Below are 17,933 nucleotides of genomic sequence, written 5' to 3'. Positions count from 1 at the left end.
AGAGGAATGGTAAACCTGGTGATCGTGTCACACAGTGCAATGTTAGGCGAGGGCGTGGAAATGCTGGCCCGGCAAATGTTAACCGGCGATAACTGCAGGATCGCGGTCGCCGCCGGCATTGACGATCCTGATCATCCCATCGGCACGGATCCGATAAAAGTGATGGAGGCGATTGAGGCTGTCGCGGATACCGATCATGTGCTGGTCATGATGGATATGGGAAGTGCCCTGCTCAGTGCTGAGACGGCACTTGATCTGCTCGATCCGGTCATTGCTGAAAAAGTGCGCCTGTGTGCAGCACCGCTGGTGGAAGGCACGCTGGCGGCCACCGTTAGCGCGGCGGCGGGGGCGGACATCGACACAGTCATTGACGTTGCCATGAATGCGCTGGCGGCGAAACAGGCCCAGTTAGGGATAACGCCTCCCGCGCACGCCGCTTCGCTGCCCGCGCAAGCGCCCGATTCTGACGCGCGTTCGGTTACGGTCACCATCAGGAACCACCACGGTCTGCACGTTCGTCCTGCTTCGCGGCTGGTCGCGGCACTGGCGGGAATGAACGCTGATTTGGTGTTAGAGAAACAGGGGCAGTGCGTGAAGCCAGACAGCCTCAACCAGATTGCTCTGCTTCAGGTTCGCTGTCATGACGCCGTTACCTTGTCGGCGAGTGGGCCCGATGCTGAGCGTGCCCTGGCGGCATTTGAATCCCTTGCGGCGGAAGATTTTGGCGAACATCCCGAGTCGATGGCGTTAAAAACATCGGCGTCCACCGTCGAGAAGGTACAGGGTAAAGCGGTGTTTTATCCCCTGCCGCTGGCGCAGCCTGCCAGGCACCCTTGCAGCGATGTCGGGCAGGAAGAGCGGCGGCTGCAGCAGGCGATAGTAGATACGCTCAATGACCTGAATGCGCTGGCTGCCCTGGCAGAGAAGAAATATGGTGCTTCGGTGGCGGCTATTTTCTCAGGCCATCACACGTTGCTGGACGATCCCGACCTGTTTGACGCTGCCTGTGAGGTCATCCGTAATGACTCGTGTTGCGCTGAATCAGCCTGGTATCAGGTGCTAATGGAATTAAGCCAGCAATATCAGCACCTGGATGATGCTTATTTGCAGGCGCGGTTTATTGATATCGAAGACATACTGTATCGTACTCTGTGTCATCTGAAAGGGCGCGACATCAGGCTGCCGACACCAGACGTGCCCGCCATTATCGTGGCAGACGATATCTTTCCGTCAGCGGTCGTTAATCTGGATGCGCAACTGGTAAAAGGCATTTGCCTGCGGGAGGGCAGCACGCTGTCACATGCCGCAATCATTGCTCAGCAGGCCGGTATTGCCTTTATCTGTCAGCAGGGCGCAGTGCTGGATATCATTCAGCCAGAGGACAGGCTATTGATTGATCCCGCTGCACAGCGCGTGAGTTGCGCATAACGCTGGTGTTCATTAGCCTCTGGTATCTGTTTCAGGGGCTTTAATTTATTTGGCCCTGACACAAAATTTCAGTTAAATCTCTTTTTGTTCCCTTAACCTTTCGACAAACCTCCTCTCATTTTGACGCATTTTTATCCAATAATTACCCGATATTTCAATCAGAAAACATAAATAAAGCGCGTCCCACAAATGGGCTTCCGCCAGGGACTACCTTGGGATTTCATGTTTATTTTTATTCGGGAAATTCTCAAGGGAGTGCATTTTAGTTAAGGGAATATTTTTAAAATCATATTTGGGTTAAGGCGGGAAACAGTGAGTGATTAAATAAAATATATATCAAGCTGTCGTCTTTTACTTTTATCAGGAATTTTCCAATAGTTTAGGTGATATTATGCTTTCACTGCTTTACAAAAAACTTACATTTCTTTTCATTGGGCTTACCTATGAGAGCAAAGACAGGGAAGTGGCTGGCGTTGAGCGCCGCGCTTATCACGGTAAGCGCACTGGCTGCGCCGTTGACGCCAGGCGATCGCGATTATCTCCAGAATCAGCAACAGCAACGCCTGCAACAGGACCAGCAGCAGCGTGATGCACTCTGGCAGGCGCTGTCCCCTCAGCCTGAACCGGCGCCGCGCACCGGTGCGACCGGCCGCTGCTTTCCTGTCCATCAGATTGTCATCCGTAATGCGACCTTGCTTTCTGAGCGTCAGCAGGCCGCGCTTACATCTGCTTACGTCAATCATTGCCTGAACTTAACGCAAATTAATGCGCTGGTGCATACCATTTCCGACTGGTATATGCAAAGGGGCTATATTACCAGCCGGGCTTTTTTAACAGAACAGGATCTCTCTTCTGGCCAGCTAATTATTCCCGTGCTGGAAGGCAAACTGGACACCATTATTCTGGACGGTAAACATCCACGCCTGTTGCGCATGGTATTTCCGGGGCTGGAAGGAAAAATCCTGAACCTGCGCGATATTGAGCAGGGCATGGAGCAGATTAATCGCGTACGCACGGTACCTGTTCAAATCGAAATTCAGCCGTCACCTAAACCGGGTTATTCTATTGTTAATCTGACAGCAAAACCTGAATTTCCCCTCAGCGCGACCTTGGGTTTTGATAACAGCGGGCAGCGCAGCACCGGCCTGGGCCAGCTTAACGCCTCTCTGACCGGAAATAATCTTTTGGGGCTGGCGGATCGCTGGTTTGTCAGTGGCGGGCGCAGTAGCGCATTTAGCCACTGGCGCGATGCGCAGAACTTACAGGCCGGCGTCAGCGTGCCTTATGGTTATGGCCTGCTGGATTACAGCTACAGCTGGAGCAACTACCACAGCCATTTTATCAATAACGATTTCACGTGGTTCAGCAACGGCGACAATATTGCACATCGTCTTAACGGCTCCTGGGTTTTATTTCGCAACGGCGATATCAAAACGGGCGTGCAGATTGGCCTGAATCACTATTCCAGCCATAACTGGCTCAACGATGCGCCTCTGGTAAGCAGTAGCCGCAAATTAACCAGCCTGCAGTTTGGCCTGAACCACACTCAGAAAATTGCCGGTGGCGTCGCCACGCTTAACCCATCGTTTAGCCGTGGTATGCCGTGGTTTGATGCCGAAAGCGATGAAGGCAAAAACGGTAACCTGCCGAAAGCAGAGTTTCGTAAATGGAGCATCAGCGCCAGCTATCAAAAACCGCTCACCAACAAGCTGTGGTGGCTAAGCAGCCTTTACGGACAGTGGTCACCCGATCACCTTTACGGTAGCGAACGACTCACGCTGGGCGGCGACAGCTCTGTGCGTGGCTTCAAAGAGCAATACCTGTCGGGCGATGTAGGCGGTTACTTACGCAATGAGCTGGATTACAGCCTGTTTACGTTACCGGGGCTGGGTGAAGTCACGGCACTGGCGGCGGTAGATGGCGGCTGGCTGAGAAGCGATCCGCAAAACCCACAGTTTACCGGCACGCTCTGGGGCGGTGCCGTGGGGCTTGGCACCCGCAATCAACATTTTTATACCCAATATACCGTCGGCATTCCGCTCAGCTATCCCGGCTATTTACAGCCGGATCACGTCAGCATTTACGCCCGCGTCGGGCTGGTATTCTAAAAAGAGGAACTGATTATGGACGATCGTCAGCCTGTTTCCCCTGCCCGTCGCGCCCTCAGCTATCTCATCTGCTATCTGGTGGCGGTGCAACCGATGCTGCCCGTGATGGCCGCAGAAATCACGCCAGTCACGCCAGGCACCAGGATGGATGCGGCAGGCAATGGCGTGCCCGTGGTCAATATTGCAACGCCGAATCAGGCGGGTGTTTCTCATAACCAGTACGATCAATATAACGTGGGGCAACAGGGCCTTATCCTCAACAACGCCACTGGCCAGCTCACGCAGACCCAGCTTGGCGGGCTGATCCAGAACAACCCCAACCTTAAAGCCGGCCAGGAAGCGCGCGCCATTATTAACGAAGTGGTGGGGGCTAATCGTTCACAGCTGCAGGGCTATACCGAAGTGGCCGGTAAAGCCGCCAACGTTATGGTGGCTAACCCCTACGGCATTACCTGTAACGGCTGTGGCTTTATCAATACGCCCAACGTGACGCTGACCACTGGTAAACCGCAGTTTGATGCCAACGGCAACCTGGCCGCGCTGGAGGTCAGTAAAGGCACCATTACCATTGAGGGCCAGGGACTGGACGGCAGTAAAGCCGATGCAGTATCGATTGTGGCACGTGCAACGGAAATCAATGCCGGGATTCACGCCAAAGATCTCACCGTGACGCTGGGAGCAAACCGCGTCGGGCAGGATGGATCGATAACGCCCATTAACGGCGAAGGGCCTGCGCCCGGCGTGGCGGTCGATACCAGCGCACTGGGCGGCATGTACGCCAACCGCATTCATCTGGTGTCGAGCGAAAAAGGCGTCGGCGTTAATCTGGGTAACTTACTGGCCAGACAGGGCGATATCACCCTGGATGCGAACGGTAAACTGGCGGTGCATAACAGCCTCAGCAGCGGGGCACTGACCGCCAGTGCGCAAAGCGTAGAGCTGAGCGGGGAACATAAATCCGCTGGCCCGGCGACGATAACCGCACAAAACACTATCAGTCTGCACGATGGGAGCCTGGGGAGCGATCGCACTATTGCATTGCAGGGCGGCAAGCGTCTGCAAATCAACAGCGGCAAGATCGTGGCCGGTGACAGCATCAACCTTGCCGCGACCAGCCTGTCGCTCGACAACGGCAGTGCACTCAATGCCACCAATAACATCTCGTTCAACGCGCAGCCAGACTTCACCGGCGGCTTAAGCCTGGACCCGGCCGGTCAGTTTGATAATGCCGGGCAGTTTACGGCGGGGAATAATCTTTCTCTGAATGCTTTCACGATCGGTAACACAGGATCGTTGTCAGCAAAAGGGCAACTGTCCACGGTCAGCAACAACGTGACTAACCAGGGCGCCTTGCAGGGCAATGCGATCCGGCTCAAGAGTGATGCACTAAATAACAGCGGTACGCTGCAGGGTGCTGATGCACTCACGCTGGAGACGATGACGCTAAATAACAGTGGTTCGCTGACGGCACCGCAGCTGACGCTCAACAGCGATGCCATCACCAACAGCGGTCTGTTGCAGGGTACGCAGAATCTGACGTTGTTAAGCCAGCATCTGACTAACTTAAAAAAGGGCAGTATTGCGACGGCGGGCGATTTGACGCTCAACCTGCCTGACTTCAGCAACAGCGGGCTGCTGAGCACGGGGGGTGCACTGCACCTGAGCGGCAACAGTCTCGTCAACGATGGCGAAATCAACGCCAGCACGCTTCATTCTGACAACGGTCAACTGACCAACCTCACAGATGGCAAACTGCTGGCGACAGGCTCACTGCAACTGACAAACGACCAGCTTACTAACGGTGGGCAGATTGCCGCGAATCAGTCTGAGCTCACGGCCGCTACGTTAAATAACGCAGGCAGAATTCAGGGCGCCAGCAGCCTGAACCTGAATGCGGACACGACGAATAACCGACAGGGCGGCGAACTACTGACCTCAGGGCAACTGACGCTTAACGGCGGTGACCTGAATAACGCGGGATTAATTCAGGCAGATAAACTGGCTCTGACAGTGGGCAACTGGCAAAACAGCGGCAATGCGCTCAGTGCAGGCGATGCCACGCTGAAGGCGAAAACCCTGACCAACAGCGGCAAGATAATGGGTCAGCAAAGCGTCGATCTGCAGGGAAATACCACAGACAACAGCGGCTGGTTACTGGCAAAAGTGCTGGCCTTTCAGGGCGATTTAATCAACAGCGGACTGATTCAGGGCGATACGGCGCTGACGTTGAAAGGCGGCAGTCTGAGCAATCAGGCGACGGGCCAGTTGCAGACGGCGGGCAACGCTGACATTACGGCCTCCTCTCTGAACAACCAGGGACAGCTGCAGGGCGATAATCTGGCTGTCACAGCACAAAGCTGGCAAAACAGCGGCAGTGCGCAGGCCACAAAAAATATCACCGCCTCTGTGGCTGGGGAGCTTAACAACGGTGGCACCCTGACGGCCCAGCAGGCAATGAACCTGCAGGCTGGCAACGTCACCAATGCGGGCACGCTTGCTGCGGATCAGCTAACTATTCAGGCTCCCCAGCTCAGTAATGCTGGCCTGCTACAGGGCAACAGCGCACTGGCGATAACCAGCGCGCAAATTGCTAACCTGGCGAACGGTCGGCTTGTCAGCGGAAGCGGACTGAGCCTGGCACCTGTCCAGTTGGTAAATGATGGGCTGTTACAGGTGGCGGGCACCTTCAGCGTCAACGGCGGTGATTTTACCAATAACGGCCAGGTGAATGCGGACGCGTTGAATACCGCGCTGACCGGCACGCTGAATAATGGCGTAAACGGCAAGCTGCTTGCGCGTCAGCTGGCGCAGGTCCAGGCGCAGTCACTGACTAACGCCGGTAGCGTTGCAGGCCAGCAATTGCAGATAACGGGCGATACATTACAAAATCAGGGGCTGCTACAGGGCGATAACGCGCTGACGGCAGGGTTCCGTCAGCTGGATAACCTTGCGGGCGGCCAACTGATTACTGGTGGCGCACTGACGTTACAGGGTACGGACGCCCGTAACGCCGGAACCTGGCAGGGCAGCCAGCTCAGTTACCGTTTCGGCAGCTTAAAAAACACCGGTACCCTCAATGGCACTGGTGCACTGGACGGGCAAACCACGGGGCTGCTGGATAACAGCGGCAACCTGATTACGGGCGGCAACGCCAGCCTGAATGCCGAGAGCCTGACTAACAGTGGCAAAATCATGGCAAGCGGGCTGACGCTGCGTGCCGGATCGCTGAATAACAGCGGCCTGTGGCAGGGCAGTACTTCACTGGACGCGCTTAGTACTGGCGATCTCACCCAGTCTTCAACAGGCAGAGCGTTAAGTGGTGGCGATCTACTGTTGGGCGCAGCGACGCTAAATACCGGCGGCACCCTGCAGGGCGGTAATGCTCAGATCACTGCCGGCAGTTGGCAAAACCAGGGCTCGCTGCTGAGCACCGGCGAGCTTACCGCCGCGATCGATAACGATATTAATAACGGAGGATCACTCCTCAGTCAGGGCGGTGCACAACTCAGTGCGCAAAATCTGGTGAATACCGGCTCTGTCCTCGCCGAAAAAGCCATGACGCTTAACGGCGGTTCGCTGAACAACAGTGGCGCCATTCAGGGCGATACGCTGTCGGTTACTCCCGCCAGCGTTACCAACCAGGGCAACCTTATCGGTATGAAATCCCTGACGCTCGGACCGGCCCCGCAGCGGTTCAGAATGCTGCTGGCGCAGAGCGCTCCGACGCGTGAACTTGTGAATAACGCGGGAGGACAGCTTCTCACGCAGGGCGCGTTAACGATTACGGCCGATAACGTCACCAACAACGGATCGTGGCAGGGGCAACAGATCCTGCTGAATGCGGCAAAACTGGCCAACGGTGGAGCGATTCAGAGTGCCGATGGCCTGCAACTTACCCTGAGCGACAGGCTGGATGCCGCCGCAGGCAGCAAGATCTCTGCCAACGGCACCGCAGCCTTACAGGCGCTGACGCTGGCGAATCAGGGGCAATGGGTGGCTAAAAACCTCACCCTGAAAGGCGACACGCTAAACAATAACGGGGAAATTACCGGCGCGGACAGCCTTAGCGTGCAGCTCAACGGCGCGCTGACACAGCAGCAGGACAAGAATCTGCTCAGTGCCGGAAAAATCAGCCTGCAGTCGGCATCGCTGAATAATCTGGGCCGTATTCAGGGGAGCGATCTTCAGATTAACACCGGTGCGTTAGATAACGCGGGCCGCCTGCAGGGTGACAATAACCTGCTGCTCAGCGCCACCGGGCATCTCACCAACGCCGCGAATGGCACCCTTGTTTCTCAGAACGCGCTGACGCTGACCGCACCAGATCTCTATAACTATGGTCTGATTCAGGGCGCTGGTGGCACAGTCAACGCCACCAACTCAGCGACCAACAATGGCAGATTACTGGCTGGCGGCGCGTTGACCTTTACCACACCGCAACTGGTGAATAATGGCTGGCTGCAGGCCGGACAGCTCACGCTGAACGCGTCCGGCTTAACTAACAACGGTACGCTGCTTGCCGATCAACAGGGCACCCTGAACGGCACCAATTTCCAGAACCAGGGCATGGCGCAGGGCGGCAACCTGGCCGTTAATTATCAGAATCTCGGTAACAGCGGCACCGTGCTCGGCACCGGACAACTGAACGTGAATGCCGCGCAGGTCAACCTGACCGGATCGGGACGGCTGTTCAGCGGCGGCGGTTTGACGCTGGTGAGTAACGGCTTTGACCAGTTCGGCCAGGTCGTTGCGCTGGGCGATGTGCTAGTGAATCTGGCGAACAGCTTCGTCAGTCATAACACGCTGGCAGCGGGCAACCGGCTGACGCTCAACAGCAACGGCTCGCTGGAAAACCAGAGCACAATGCAGGGCCAGGGCGTGACACTCAATGCGGGCGGCGACCTGACCAACAACGGCCAGATCACCACCGGCGGCGCTGACAGTAGCCTGACAGGCAACCGCATCGCCATGAACGGTGCTGGCAGCCTGCAGGGCGGCGGCAACGTTACCCTGAACAGCCGTAGCGATGTCACCCTGGACGGTTTTACCGGCACGCTCGGTAACCTGACCATCAGCACGCCAGGCAGCCTGGTCAACACGGCGCTGCTTTACGCCGGGCAGAATCTCTATTTATTTGCTAACAGCATTCGTAATCAGCGTGGCGATATTCTGGCGGGCAACAGCCTGTGGATGCAGCGCGATGGCGCGGGCAATGCCAACGGGGAAGTGATCAACACCTCTGGGACGATTGAGACGCAGGGTGGGGATATTAATATCAATACCGGGCATTTGTTGAATACGCGGGATGGGTTATCAACCAGCATTTCAACCATCAGAGGTACTGGTCTTCCTGAAGGAGCTGAAAGTGGTTCCTTCCTTCTGCCTCTTTCGGCTTTGTCAGTTGAGAATGGAGAAATTGGAGAAAAGGATGAAATAATTCAAATCACGGGCGGCAAAAATGATATGCAAGGCACGGAGCGTTATCTTGCTCCTACTGAAAAAGCAAAAACTAAAAGATTCCTTATTAGTCAGACTATAGTAACAGCCTCATCCAATGGTAGCGCCGGTCTAATTAACGCTAATAGAAATTTAAATATTAACTCGAATGCACTAGACAACTTTGCAAGTAACCTTTTGGCAAGAAATAATATTTCTATTACTGGTGGGGTGCTTAATAATTCATCATGGCAAGGAAGTACCACGAGTGAGTACTCAAATTATTTACTCAGTCCCGGGACGAGGATAGCAGAAAGAACTTTTAACTTTCCACAAGAACGTGGTTTTTTTAGCTGGAGAAACTCTTTATCAAGTGAAATTAGGTATACGCTCTCTGGCACCCCAGAATACGTAACTGTAACCACTGGTATACCATTGCGCTCAGTTATCCAAGCTGGCGGAAATGTTAATGCAAACTTCATCAGTAACATCAGTAACACCAATACAACCTCAAACGCAGGCTGGTCTGGGAATACGATTTCAGCGCCAGGCATAAGAGGACTAGCCTCACTGAGCCAAGCAGGGGGGCAACAGCGTCAGCAAATCGCCGGAACCGACAAGGTAACCGTTAACTCTCCGCAGTGGCGCGATCAGCTTCAGGGGGCCCTGCAGCAGGTCAATGGTGATAGTTCACTGGATAACAGCACACCTGATAAGGCCTCGCTCGTTACTCATGCATCAGGCAACTTCAGCCGCGCCGATTTAAGTCAGTCAGGTAGACTGATTTCCGATCCTTCAGTCAGTTCGGCAAATCTACGTAGTTATAAGCCAGCCAGTGTAGATACCAGTGCCTATCCGATTCCGTCTGGCGATAATGGCTATTTTGTTTTTGGTAACAGCAAAAGTCCCTATTTAATCACTCTCAATCCAAAACTTAACGGTCTGGGACAACTGGATAACAGCCTGTTTGGCGATCTTAACGCATTGCTTGGCAGGCAGCCGGGACAGGTACCGCAGGAAAGCCGTCAGCTTTATACCGATAAAACCACGTTCCTGGGGTCGTCTTACCTGCTAGATCGTCTGAACCTCAAGCCAAACTATGATTACCGTTTCCTTGGTGATGCGGCCTTTGATACGCGCTATGTCAGTAATGTTGTGTTGAATCAGACCGGCAGCCGTTATCTGAATGGCATTGGTTCTGAACTGGATCAGATGCGCTATTTAATGGATAACGCGGCATCTGCGCAGCGTGCGCTAGGGTTGCAGTTTGGCGTGTCATTGTCTGCGCAGCAGGTGGCCTCACTTGATAAAAGTATGGTCTGGTGGGAAGCCACAACGATAAATGGTGAGACGGTGATGGTGCCGAAAGTCTATTTATCATCCAAAGACGTGGAAATGCATGACGGCAGCGTAATTGCAGGGAATAACGTGACGCTTTCCGGCGGTGATATTACCAACAGCGGCAGTACTGTTACCGCAAAAAATAACCTGACGGTTAGTAGTCAGAACAGCGTGAATAACCTCAATGCAGGCATGCTTTATGCGGGCGAAAATCTGCAGCTGACCGCGATAAATAATATTAATAACGTCAGTTCAAGCATTAGCGGTCAAAAGGTTGCGCTTGAGAGCGTCAATGGCGATATAAACAACACGACCGCGACAACGTTGTGGCAGGTAAATGGTTCCGCAGGCAAACGAAATACCGTTTCGGCAACCCAAACATTCGTTGGTCCTACAGCGACTATTACATCGCTGGACAGCCTTAGCCTTAAATCCGGCAAAGATATTAATATTAAAGGTGCCAGTCTAAACGCGAGTGGCGATCTGTTAATGAACGCCTGGCATGATATCGCCATAACGAATAATCAGGAAATATCAGGCTATGCGATTAATGGCTTCGGTTTCCAAAACAGCAGTACTCAAAAAGTTACAAACACAGCCAGCCAGATTTCGGCGGGCCATAACTTGTCTGTTACGTCCGGTCACGATTTAAACGTCACCGCCAGTAACCTTAACGCTACAAATGATGCTTCGCTACAAGCGGGCAATGATCTGAACCTCAACAGTGCTACTAACAGCCAGAACAGCAGAAATGGCAACCAGGAATCCCATTCAACCGGTCTGGATCGTACCTCTGTCAGCAGCGGCGGTAATCTCAGCCTGGCTGCCGGTCAGGATATCAACAGTCAGGCCGCCGCCATCGCCGCCACAGGCAATGCCGCGCTGAAAGCGGGCCGTGATATCAACCTGAATGCCGACACCACCGGTTCTGGCTACAGCGAAAGGGGCGACAAAAAAACCGTTATTAGTGAAACCGTGCGCCAGCAGGGCACGGAAATTGCCAGTGGTGGCAGTACGACAATGGCTGCCGGTCGAGATATCAATACCGAAGCAACCGATGTGACGGCAAAACAGGATATCGCCCTGCAGGCCGGGCGCGACGTTAACCTGAATACGGCGACCGAAAGCGATTATTACTACAAAGAAGAAACCAAAACTAAAAAAGGCTTCCTGAGTAAAAAGACCACGCACACCATTCAGGAAGACAGTGCCACAAATGAAAAAGGCACCTTGCTGAGCGGCAACAATGTCTCCGTTAAAGCAGGTAATGACCTGCTGGTAAAAGGTTCTCAGGTCGTTGGTGATGGCAATGTGGCACTGGATGCCGGTAACAATGTCGATATTGCTGCCGCAACTAATACCGATTCCACATGGCGTTTTTCGGAAACGAAAAAGAGCGGCCTGATGGGAACGGGCGGCATTGGTATCAGCATCGGTAGCAGTAAATCACTGCAGGAGATGCGCGATAAAGGAACAACGCAAAGCCAGAGCATCAGTACCGTCGGCAGTACTAAAGGGAATGTTTCAATTACCGCTGGCAAGCAGTTGCAGGTTAACGGTGCCGATTTGGTGGCGGGCGGTAATATGGCGCTCCAGGGTGATAGCGTGACTGTTACGCCAGGACACGATCTGCGTACCCACGATGAAAGAACGGAGCAACGTACCAGTGGTTTAACGCTGGCGCTGTCTGGTGCGGTAGCGGAAGCCGTGAACAGTGCAGTCGCTGCGGCGCAGTCAGCCAAACAGCAGAGCGATGGTCGTCTGGCCGCGCTTCAGGCGACCAAGGCAGTCTTGTCTGGCGTGCAGGCGAATCAGGCCAGTCAGCTTGCTCAGGTACAGGGTGATCCTAATAACGGCATTGGCATCAGTATTTCACTTTCTACCCAGCAGTCGAAATCGGAGCAGCATCAGCAGTCAGACACGGTTAACGGCTCAACGATCAATGCAGGCCGTAATCTGAGTATCAATGCCACGGGCAAAGGCCAGGGGCGAGACAGCGGCAATCTGGTGATTTCTGGTAGTCAGCTGAAAGCAGGCGGCGATACGACGTTACAGGCGGCAAACGACATCACCCTAACCGGTGCGGCAAACACCCAGCAAACCACAGGTAAAAACAGCAGCAGCGGGGGCGGCATTGGTGTCAGCTTCGGCGTTGGGGCAGGCAGTGCGGGATTAAGCGTCTTTGCCAGCGTCAATGGCGCTAAGGGCAATGAGAAAGGCAACGGCACGGTCTGGAGCGAAACGACCCTGGACAGCGGCGGCAAGGTTGCCATCAGCAGCGGTCGCGATACCACATTGAGTGGCGCTCAGGTCAATGGCAACAGCGTGAAGGCGGATGTGGGTCGGGATCTGACCATTACCAGCCTGCAGGACAGCGACAAATACGATTCTAAGCAGTCCAGTTTTGGTGCAGGCGGCAGTTTTACCTTTGGCTCAATGACCGGGTCCGGGTATATCAACGCCAGCCAGGACAAGATGCACAGCAATTTCGACAGCGTGAAGGAGCAAAGCGGTCTTTATGCTGGCAATGGCGGCTTTGATGTCACGGTGGGCAACCATACACAACTTAACGGTGCGGTCATCGCCAGTCAGGCCGATGCGGATAAAAACCGTCTGGATACCGGTACACTGGGCTTTACCAATCTGCATAACGAGGCCGACTACAAAACCGAGCATCAGGGCATTGGCATGAGCTCGGGTGCCAGCTTCGGCGGTCAGTTTGCCGGGAATATGGCTAACACCATGCTGGCAGGCGCAGGTGGAAAAGGGCATGCTGAAGGGACTACCCAGTCAGCAGTGGCTAACGGTACGATAGTGGTGCGCGATCAGGCTAATCAGAAGCAGGATACCGCCACGCTGAGTCGTGACACGGCGCATGCCAACGACAGCATCAGCCCGATCTTTAACAAAGAGAAAGAACAGCAACGGCTGCAGACCGCGCAGATGATTGGCGAGATTGGCAGTCAGGTGGCAGATATCGCTCGTACGCAGGGCGAGATTTATGCGCTGAAGAAAGCCCAGGAGGTAAAGGGCCCCCCACCCGAAGGCGCATCTGAAAAAGCACGCAATGCCTACATAGAGAGCCTTAAAGCGACCCCTGAGTACAAAAAAGCAATCGCTGACTCTGACTCCGGCACAGGAAGTTCATTACAGCAGGGGATCCAGGCGGCAACTGCGGCTGTTCAGGGACTGGCTGGCGGAGATTTTAAAGCGGCACTGGCTGGCGCATCCGCCCCTTACCTCGCCGAACTGATCCACAAAAATACCACCACAACAGGCCCTGACGGCAAGCCGGTGGTGAATACCGCAGCAAATCTGATGGCACATGCGGTTGTAGGCGCCGTCATTGCACAGGCGCAGGGCAACAGTGCGCTGTCCGGTGCCAGTGGCGCAGCGCTGGGCGAGTTTATCGCTCAGGAGATGTATCCGGGTATCGCGCGGACGGATTTGAGCGAGGAGCAGAAGCAAACTATCAGCGCACTCGGAACGCTGGCAGCGGGGCTTGCTGGCGGTCTGGCAAATGGCAGTGCGTCAGGAGCCATAGCGGGCGCTCAGGCGGGGAAAAATGCGGTTGAAAATAACTCTCTTGCTGATATCGCGCAGGCGCAGTCTGAAGGTAAAACGCTTGAGCAGAAAGCCAATGAGCAGGTTGAAGCCGAAAACGATCGCTATAAAAAGGCCAACTGCGGTGGCATGAGCGCCGAGGCCTGCTCGGTGAAAATGTACCAAGAGCGGCGTGAAGCGCTGAAAGAAACAGTATCGCTGGGTGCGGACTTCGTGCCTATCGTGGGTGATATAAAGAGTTTTGCGGAAGCGCAGTCGGCGGCGGATTATCTCGCAGCCGTAATTGGTATCATCCCAGGGGCAGGTGATGCAGCTGGAAAAATTATTAAGGCCGCTGAAGCAGCGTTGAAGAATGGCGACGTGGCTGAAGCATCGAAGCTGATTAATAAGGCCAGCGAAGAGATTCAGGCAGTTAAACCTTTAGATGTTGGGTCATATAAAGAACTTAAAGATCGCTCAGTCGTTGGCGATGGATTAGAGCATGATCATATTCCGTCATTTGCTGCTATTCGTCAGGCAAAAGAAAATGAGTTGGGAAGAAAGTTAACTCCAACCGAGGAAAAAAATCTATATAATAATGCAACAGCTATTGAAGTACCTAAAGATGTACATCAGGCAGGCCGCACTTATGGTGGTAAAAATACGCCGTCCCAAATAAAACAAGACGCAATAGATCTTTGTGGTGCAGAATGTCGCGATACAGAAGTACATAGAAAAAACATGCTGGATCGAGGATATGATCCTAAAATCGTCGATGACGCAATAATGGAAATCAAGAAAAGAAATTCTCAAACAGGAGTAACAAAATAATGTTGATATGGGATGAATTTGTTAATTTGTTAGGTCGCTCAAAATTCGATGTTAAGTTTGTTAATATTTCAAGTGATTTTCATGAGTTGCCTAATATCGAGGAGAGTGTTTTAGGTGACAGGAAATATTATTCTTTTTTACAATCTGGTGTTTTATTCTTATTGGAAGGTGAAGTAATAGATCAAATTACTTTTTACACAACTAAGGATGAGAGTTTTTCTGAATATAAAGGGGAGTTACCATTATCCACTGATAGTTCGGAGGATGAGGCTATGCAAATACTAGGCCACCCCTTAGATTCAGGTGGTGGAAAAATAGATCCACTTATGGGTCATATTGACCGTTGGATAAGATATGAAAATGAGGGGTATACGCTTCATCTACAATTTAATCAGAATGATAGATTATCCAGAATTACTCTTATGAGATAAATATAAATTCCGATCTTATCCGTAATGCCGATCAGTGAATCAAATTAAAAACAGGGAGTTATTGATTCGGACGGGGGGAGTTAGTATGGCTGGTGGAGGGATTGGTGGTAAGCTTATGGGAAGAAATAGTAATTCCAATGATGGAACTTACTCAAATACTTCTGTTTCCAAAGTTTTCCCTAATCTGTAAGAGTTAACAAATCCAGCCCAAGTGTAAGTACCCCGGCAAACCGGACCATTCACCTTTAGAGATCTTCCGGCATACCGCCACGCTGAGTCGTGACACGGCGCATGCCAACGACATCATCAGCCCGATCTTTAACAAAGAGAAAGAACAGCAGCGACTGCAGACCGCGCAGATGATTGGCGAGATTGGCAGTCAGGTAGGCGATATTGTCAAAACGCAGGGCGCAATTGAAGCGACGCGTGCTGCAAATAATGACATGAAGCAGGTCAGTCCGGAAAAGCTGCAGCAGGCTAAAAAGGACTGGGAAGAAGCGAATCCGGGTAAGACGCCGACCAGTGAGCAAATCAGCAAACAGGCCTGGCAGAGCTATTACGATAAAGCGCTCAGTGCTTCCCCTTACGCCGTTGGCGGGAGCGTGCAGCGCATTGTCACAGCCGCAACGGCTGCCGTACAGGGACTGGCTTCGGGTGATATCCGCGCCGCCGCTGCCGGTGGCGCAGCCCCCTATATTGCTAACCTGATTGGACATTCAGATTTAGACCCGGCCAGCCGGTTAATGGCGCATGCGGTTGTCAATGCGGCGCTTGCGGCCGCGCAGGACAAAAATATCGCAGCAGGAGCCGCAGGGGCGGTGACAGGCGAGCTGACCGGCATGCTGGCGAGTGAAATCTACGGCAAGAAGCCGTACGAAATGAATGACAGGGAGAAAGAAACCGTCTCGGCGCTGGCAACACTGGCAGCGGGTCTGTCTGGCGGTCTGGTGGGGAGTGGGGCTGCAGATATGGTTGCTGCTGCTCAGGCCGGGAAGGTTACGGTTGAGAATAACTATCTGAGCCAGAAACAGCAGGCGCAGAAAGATAAAGAAATCGCGGAATGTCAGACTGTGGCCTGCAAAGCCGGAGCGCAGGCGAAATGGACAGCGATTGACTTAGGTCAGGATGGCAGCTTTGCGGCGGGTATGGTCGCCGGGGTTCCGGCAGGGCTATATGATGCTGTGGACAGTATCGTGAAAACGGCCAGCAGTCCGGTCGAAACTTACGAAGCACTGAAGACGCTGTTTAACAGCGGTGATGTGCTGGGTAACGTCTCGGATGCGGTGAAGCAGTCTTATATAGATCGCATTGACCGGATGGAAGCAGAGTACCAGAAAGCCGGGGCCAGCGGCTCGTTTAATGCCGGTGTTGAAGGTGGCAAGCTGGTCACCGATATAGCCGGGTTGCTGGCTGGCGGTGCCGGGGTGGTGAAAGGTGGCGCGGTACTGACGGAGAAGGTTGTCGCAAAAACCACTGGTATAGTGGATACAGCATTAAAATCTTCGGTTATTAATAAAATACTGGAAGCAGACCGAATTGGCAGTGGGCTAAAACCAGATCCTACTCATAGAGGTGCAAGTTACCTGAGCCGCGAACAATTGATGGATGGAAAAGTTTTCACTATCAAAGGCGGTGATGGTATAGAAAGGAAATTACTGCAAGCGGAAGGTTCTTTTAATGAGAAGAAAGGTATATTTGAATACATCTATGATAATAAAGGAAACGTCACACACCAAAGATTTATTGAAGGTGGCAGTATTACCGGTGCTCCTAACCAACGATTGCCGAAGGTAAAATGACATGAATTTATATCCAATACCTTTTGATTTTATTGATAAAAATTTTCACCTTTCATGGTGTGATGTAAGGTGGGGTTATGAAAATAACCTCATTACCTCAGACGTACCAATAAAGAAGGCAGAAAAGAATGTATTAACAGGAAGTTATACTAGTCCTGAACTCGAATTGTCATTCGTTATGCCTGATGAAACAAATCACATTGCTCCTTTTCTAAAGGAGTTATGTTCGGAATCTGAGCAGAAAGATGATCCAAAAATCAAAAAAAAGTGGCTATTTATTGTTCTGAGTTGGCTTTGGAATAATCGTAATAGTTTTGACGATCCATTAGCTGAAGTTGAAGTTATTTATGCTGATTTTGATTATCCATATGAAATAGAAAGCTTTATTAAATACATGCCTCCTTCTGATGGATATGATCCATCAACACACTCTCAAATAGAAAATATTAATCATTTAATGAGCGGGTGGGAAAATTATTTAGAAAAAGGATCTTCTGTATTTAAAAGTTAGAGAAATCCCGATCTTTGGTTCGGTGGATGGCAGAGCGCGGCTTCCTTGCCGCGATCTGCCTTCATCAGGTGCGGAGTGCGCGGGGTAAATGGCAGTGCGCCGGGACTGGCCTTATCACTCCTCTGTCAACTGGGTTCTCGGCTTACAGCCATTAAACATAATGCGGGAGATTATACGCACTCTCGCGGTCAGCCTCAGAACACCACATAACCCTTCCCGTGCGCTTGTATGCGTCTAATCTGCATTATGGCGTGCGCCGCCGCGTGTGGCATCGGGCGTGGCCGCCGTCCCTGGCGGCGTCGGCCGCGTCATCGTCGGTAAGCAAACTCCGGAGTAAGTCGGCCTGCGGCCTCCGCTGAAAGCAGTTGATGCCCGCCCGGCGTCGTCTTGTAAGTACCCCGGCAAACCGGACCATTCATCTTTAGAGATCTTCCGGCATACCGCCACGCTGAGTCGTGACACGGCACATGCCAACGACAGCATCAGCCCGATCTTTAACAAAGAG

6 protein-coding genes are annotated in these 17,933 nt (G+C 52.8%); all 6 read left to right on the top strand.

Annotated elements, in window-relative coordinates; translation table 11 throughout:
* Window positions 1–6: 6 nt before the first annotated feature.
* The 6 genes from dhaM (at window position 7) to NXS97_RS08545 (ending at window position 17,428) form a co-directional block, all read left to right on the top strand.
* Complete coding sequence (gene dhaM / locus NXS97_RS08570; protein ID WP_116219490.1) at window positions 7–1,428, top strand: dihydroxyacetone kinase phosphoryl donor subunit DhaM; 1,422 nt, start codon at window positions 7–9, stop codon at window positions 1,426–1,428.
* Between the two features lie 443 nt (window positions 1,429–1,871).
* Window positions 1,872–3,536, top strand: coding sequence for a ShlB/FhaC/HecB family hemolysin secretion/activation protein (locus tag NXS97_RS08565; protein WP_116219491.1), 1,665 nt, complete (start codon window positions 1,872–1,874; stop codon window positions 3,534–3,536).
* 15 nt (window positions 3,537–3,551) lie between these two features.
* A complete protein-coding gene (locus tag NXS97_RS08560; protein ID WP_259231967.1) occupies window positions 3,552–14,687 on the top strand; it encodes a hemagglutinin repeat-containing protein in 11,136 nt (3,711 codons plus the stop codon).
* Window positions 14,687–15,118, top strand: coding sequence for a hypothetical protein (locus NXS97_RS08555; RefSeq protein WP_041930716.1), 432 nt, complete (start codon window positions 14,687–14,689; stop codon window positions 15,116–15,118). The genes NXS97_RS08560 and NXS97_RS08555 overlap by 1 nt, the downstream gene beginning before the upstream one ends.
* A 359-nt stretch (window positions 15,119–15,477) precedes the next feature.
* Window positions 15,478–16,917, top strand: coding sequence for a VENN motif pre-toxin domain-containing protein (locus NXS97_RS08550; RefSeq protein ID WP_014593029.1), 1,440 nt, complete (start codon window positions 15,478–15,480; stop codon window positions 16,915–16,917).
* 1 nt (window position 16,918) lies between these two features.
* A complete protein-coding gene (locus NXS97_RS08545) occupies window positions 16,919–17,428 on the top strand; it encodes a DUF2247 family protein (RefSeq protein WP_014593030.1) in 510 nt (169 codons plus the stop codon).
* Window positions 17,429–17,933 lie beyond the last annotated feature (505 nt).

Source organism: Pantoea sp. B623 (assembly GCF_024814475.1).
Classification (GTDB): Bacteria; Pseudomonadota; Gammaproteobacteria; order Enterobacterales; family Enterobacteriaceae; genus Pantoea; species Pantoea ananatis.
Note: the sequence above shows the minus strand (reverse complement) of the source record. Positions and strands in the feature narration are given on the sequence as shown.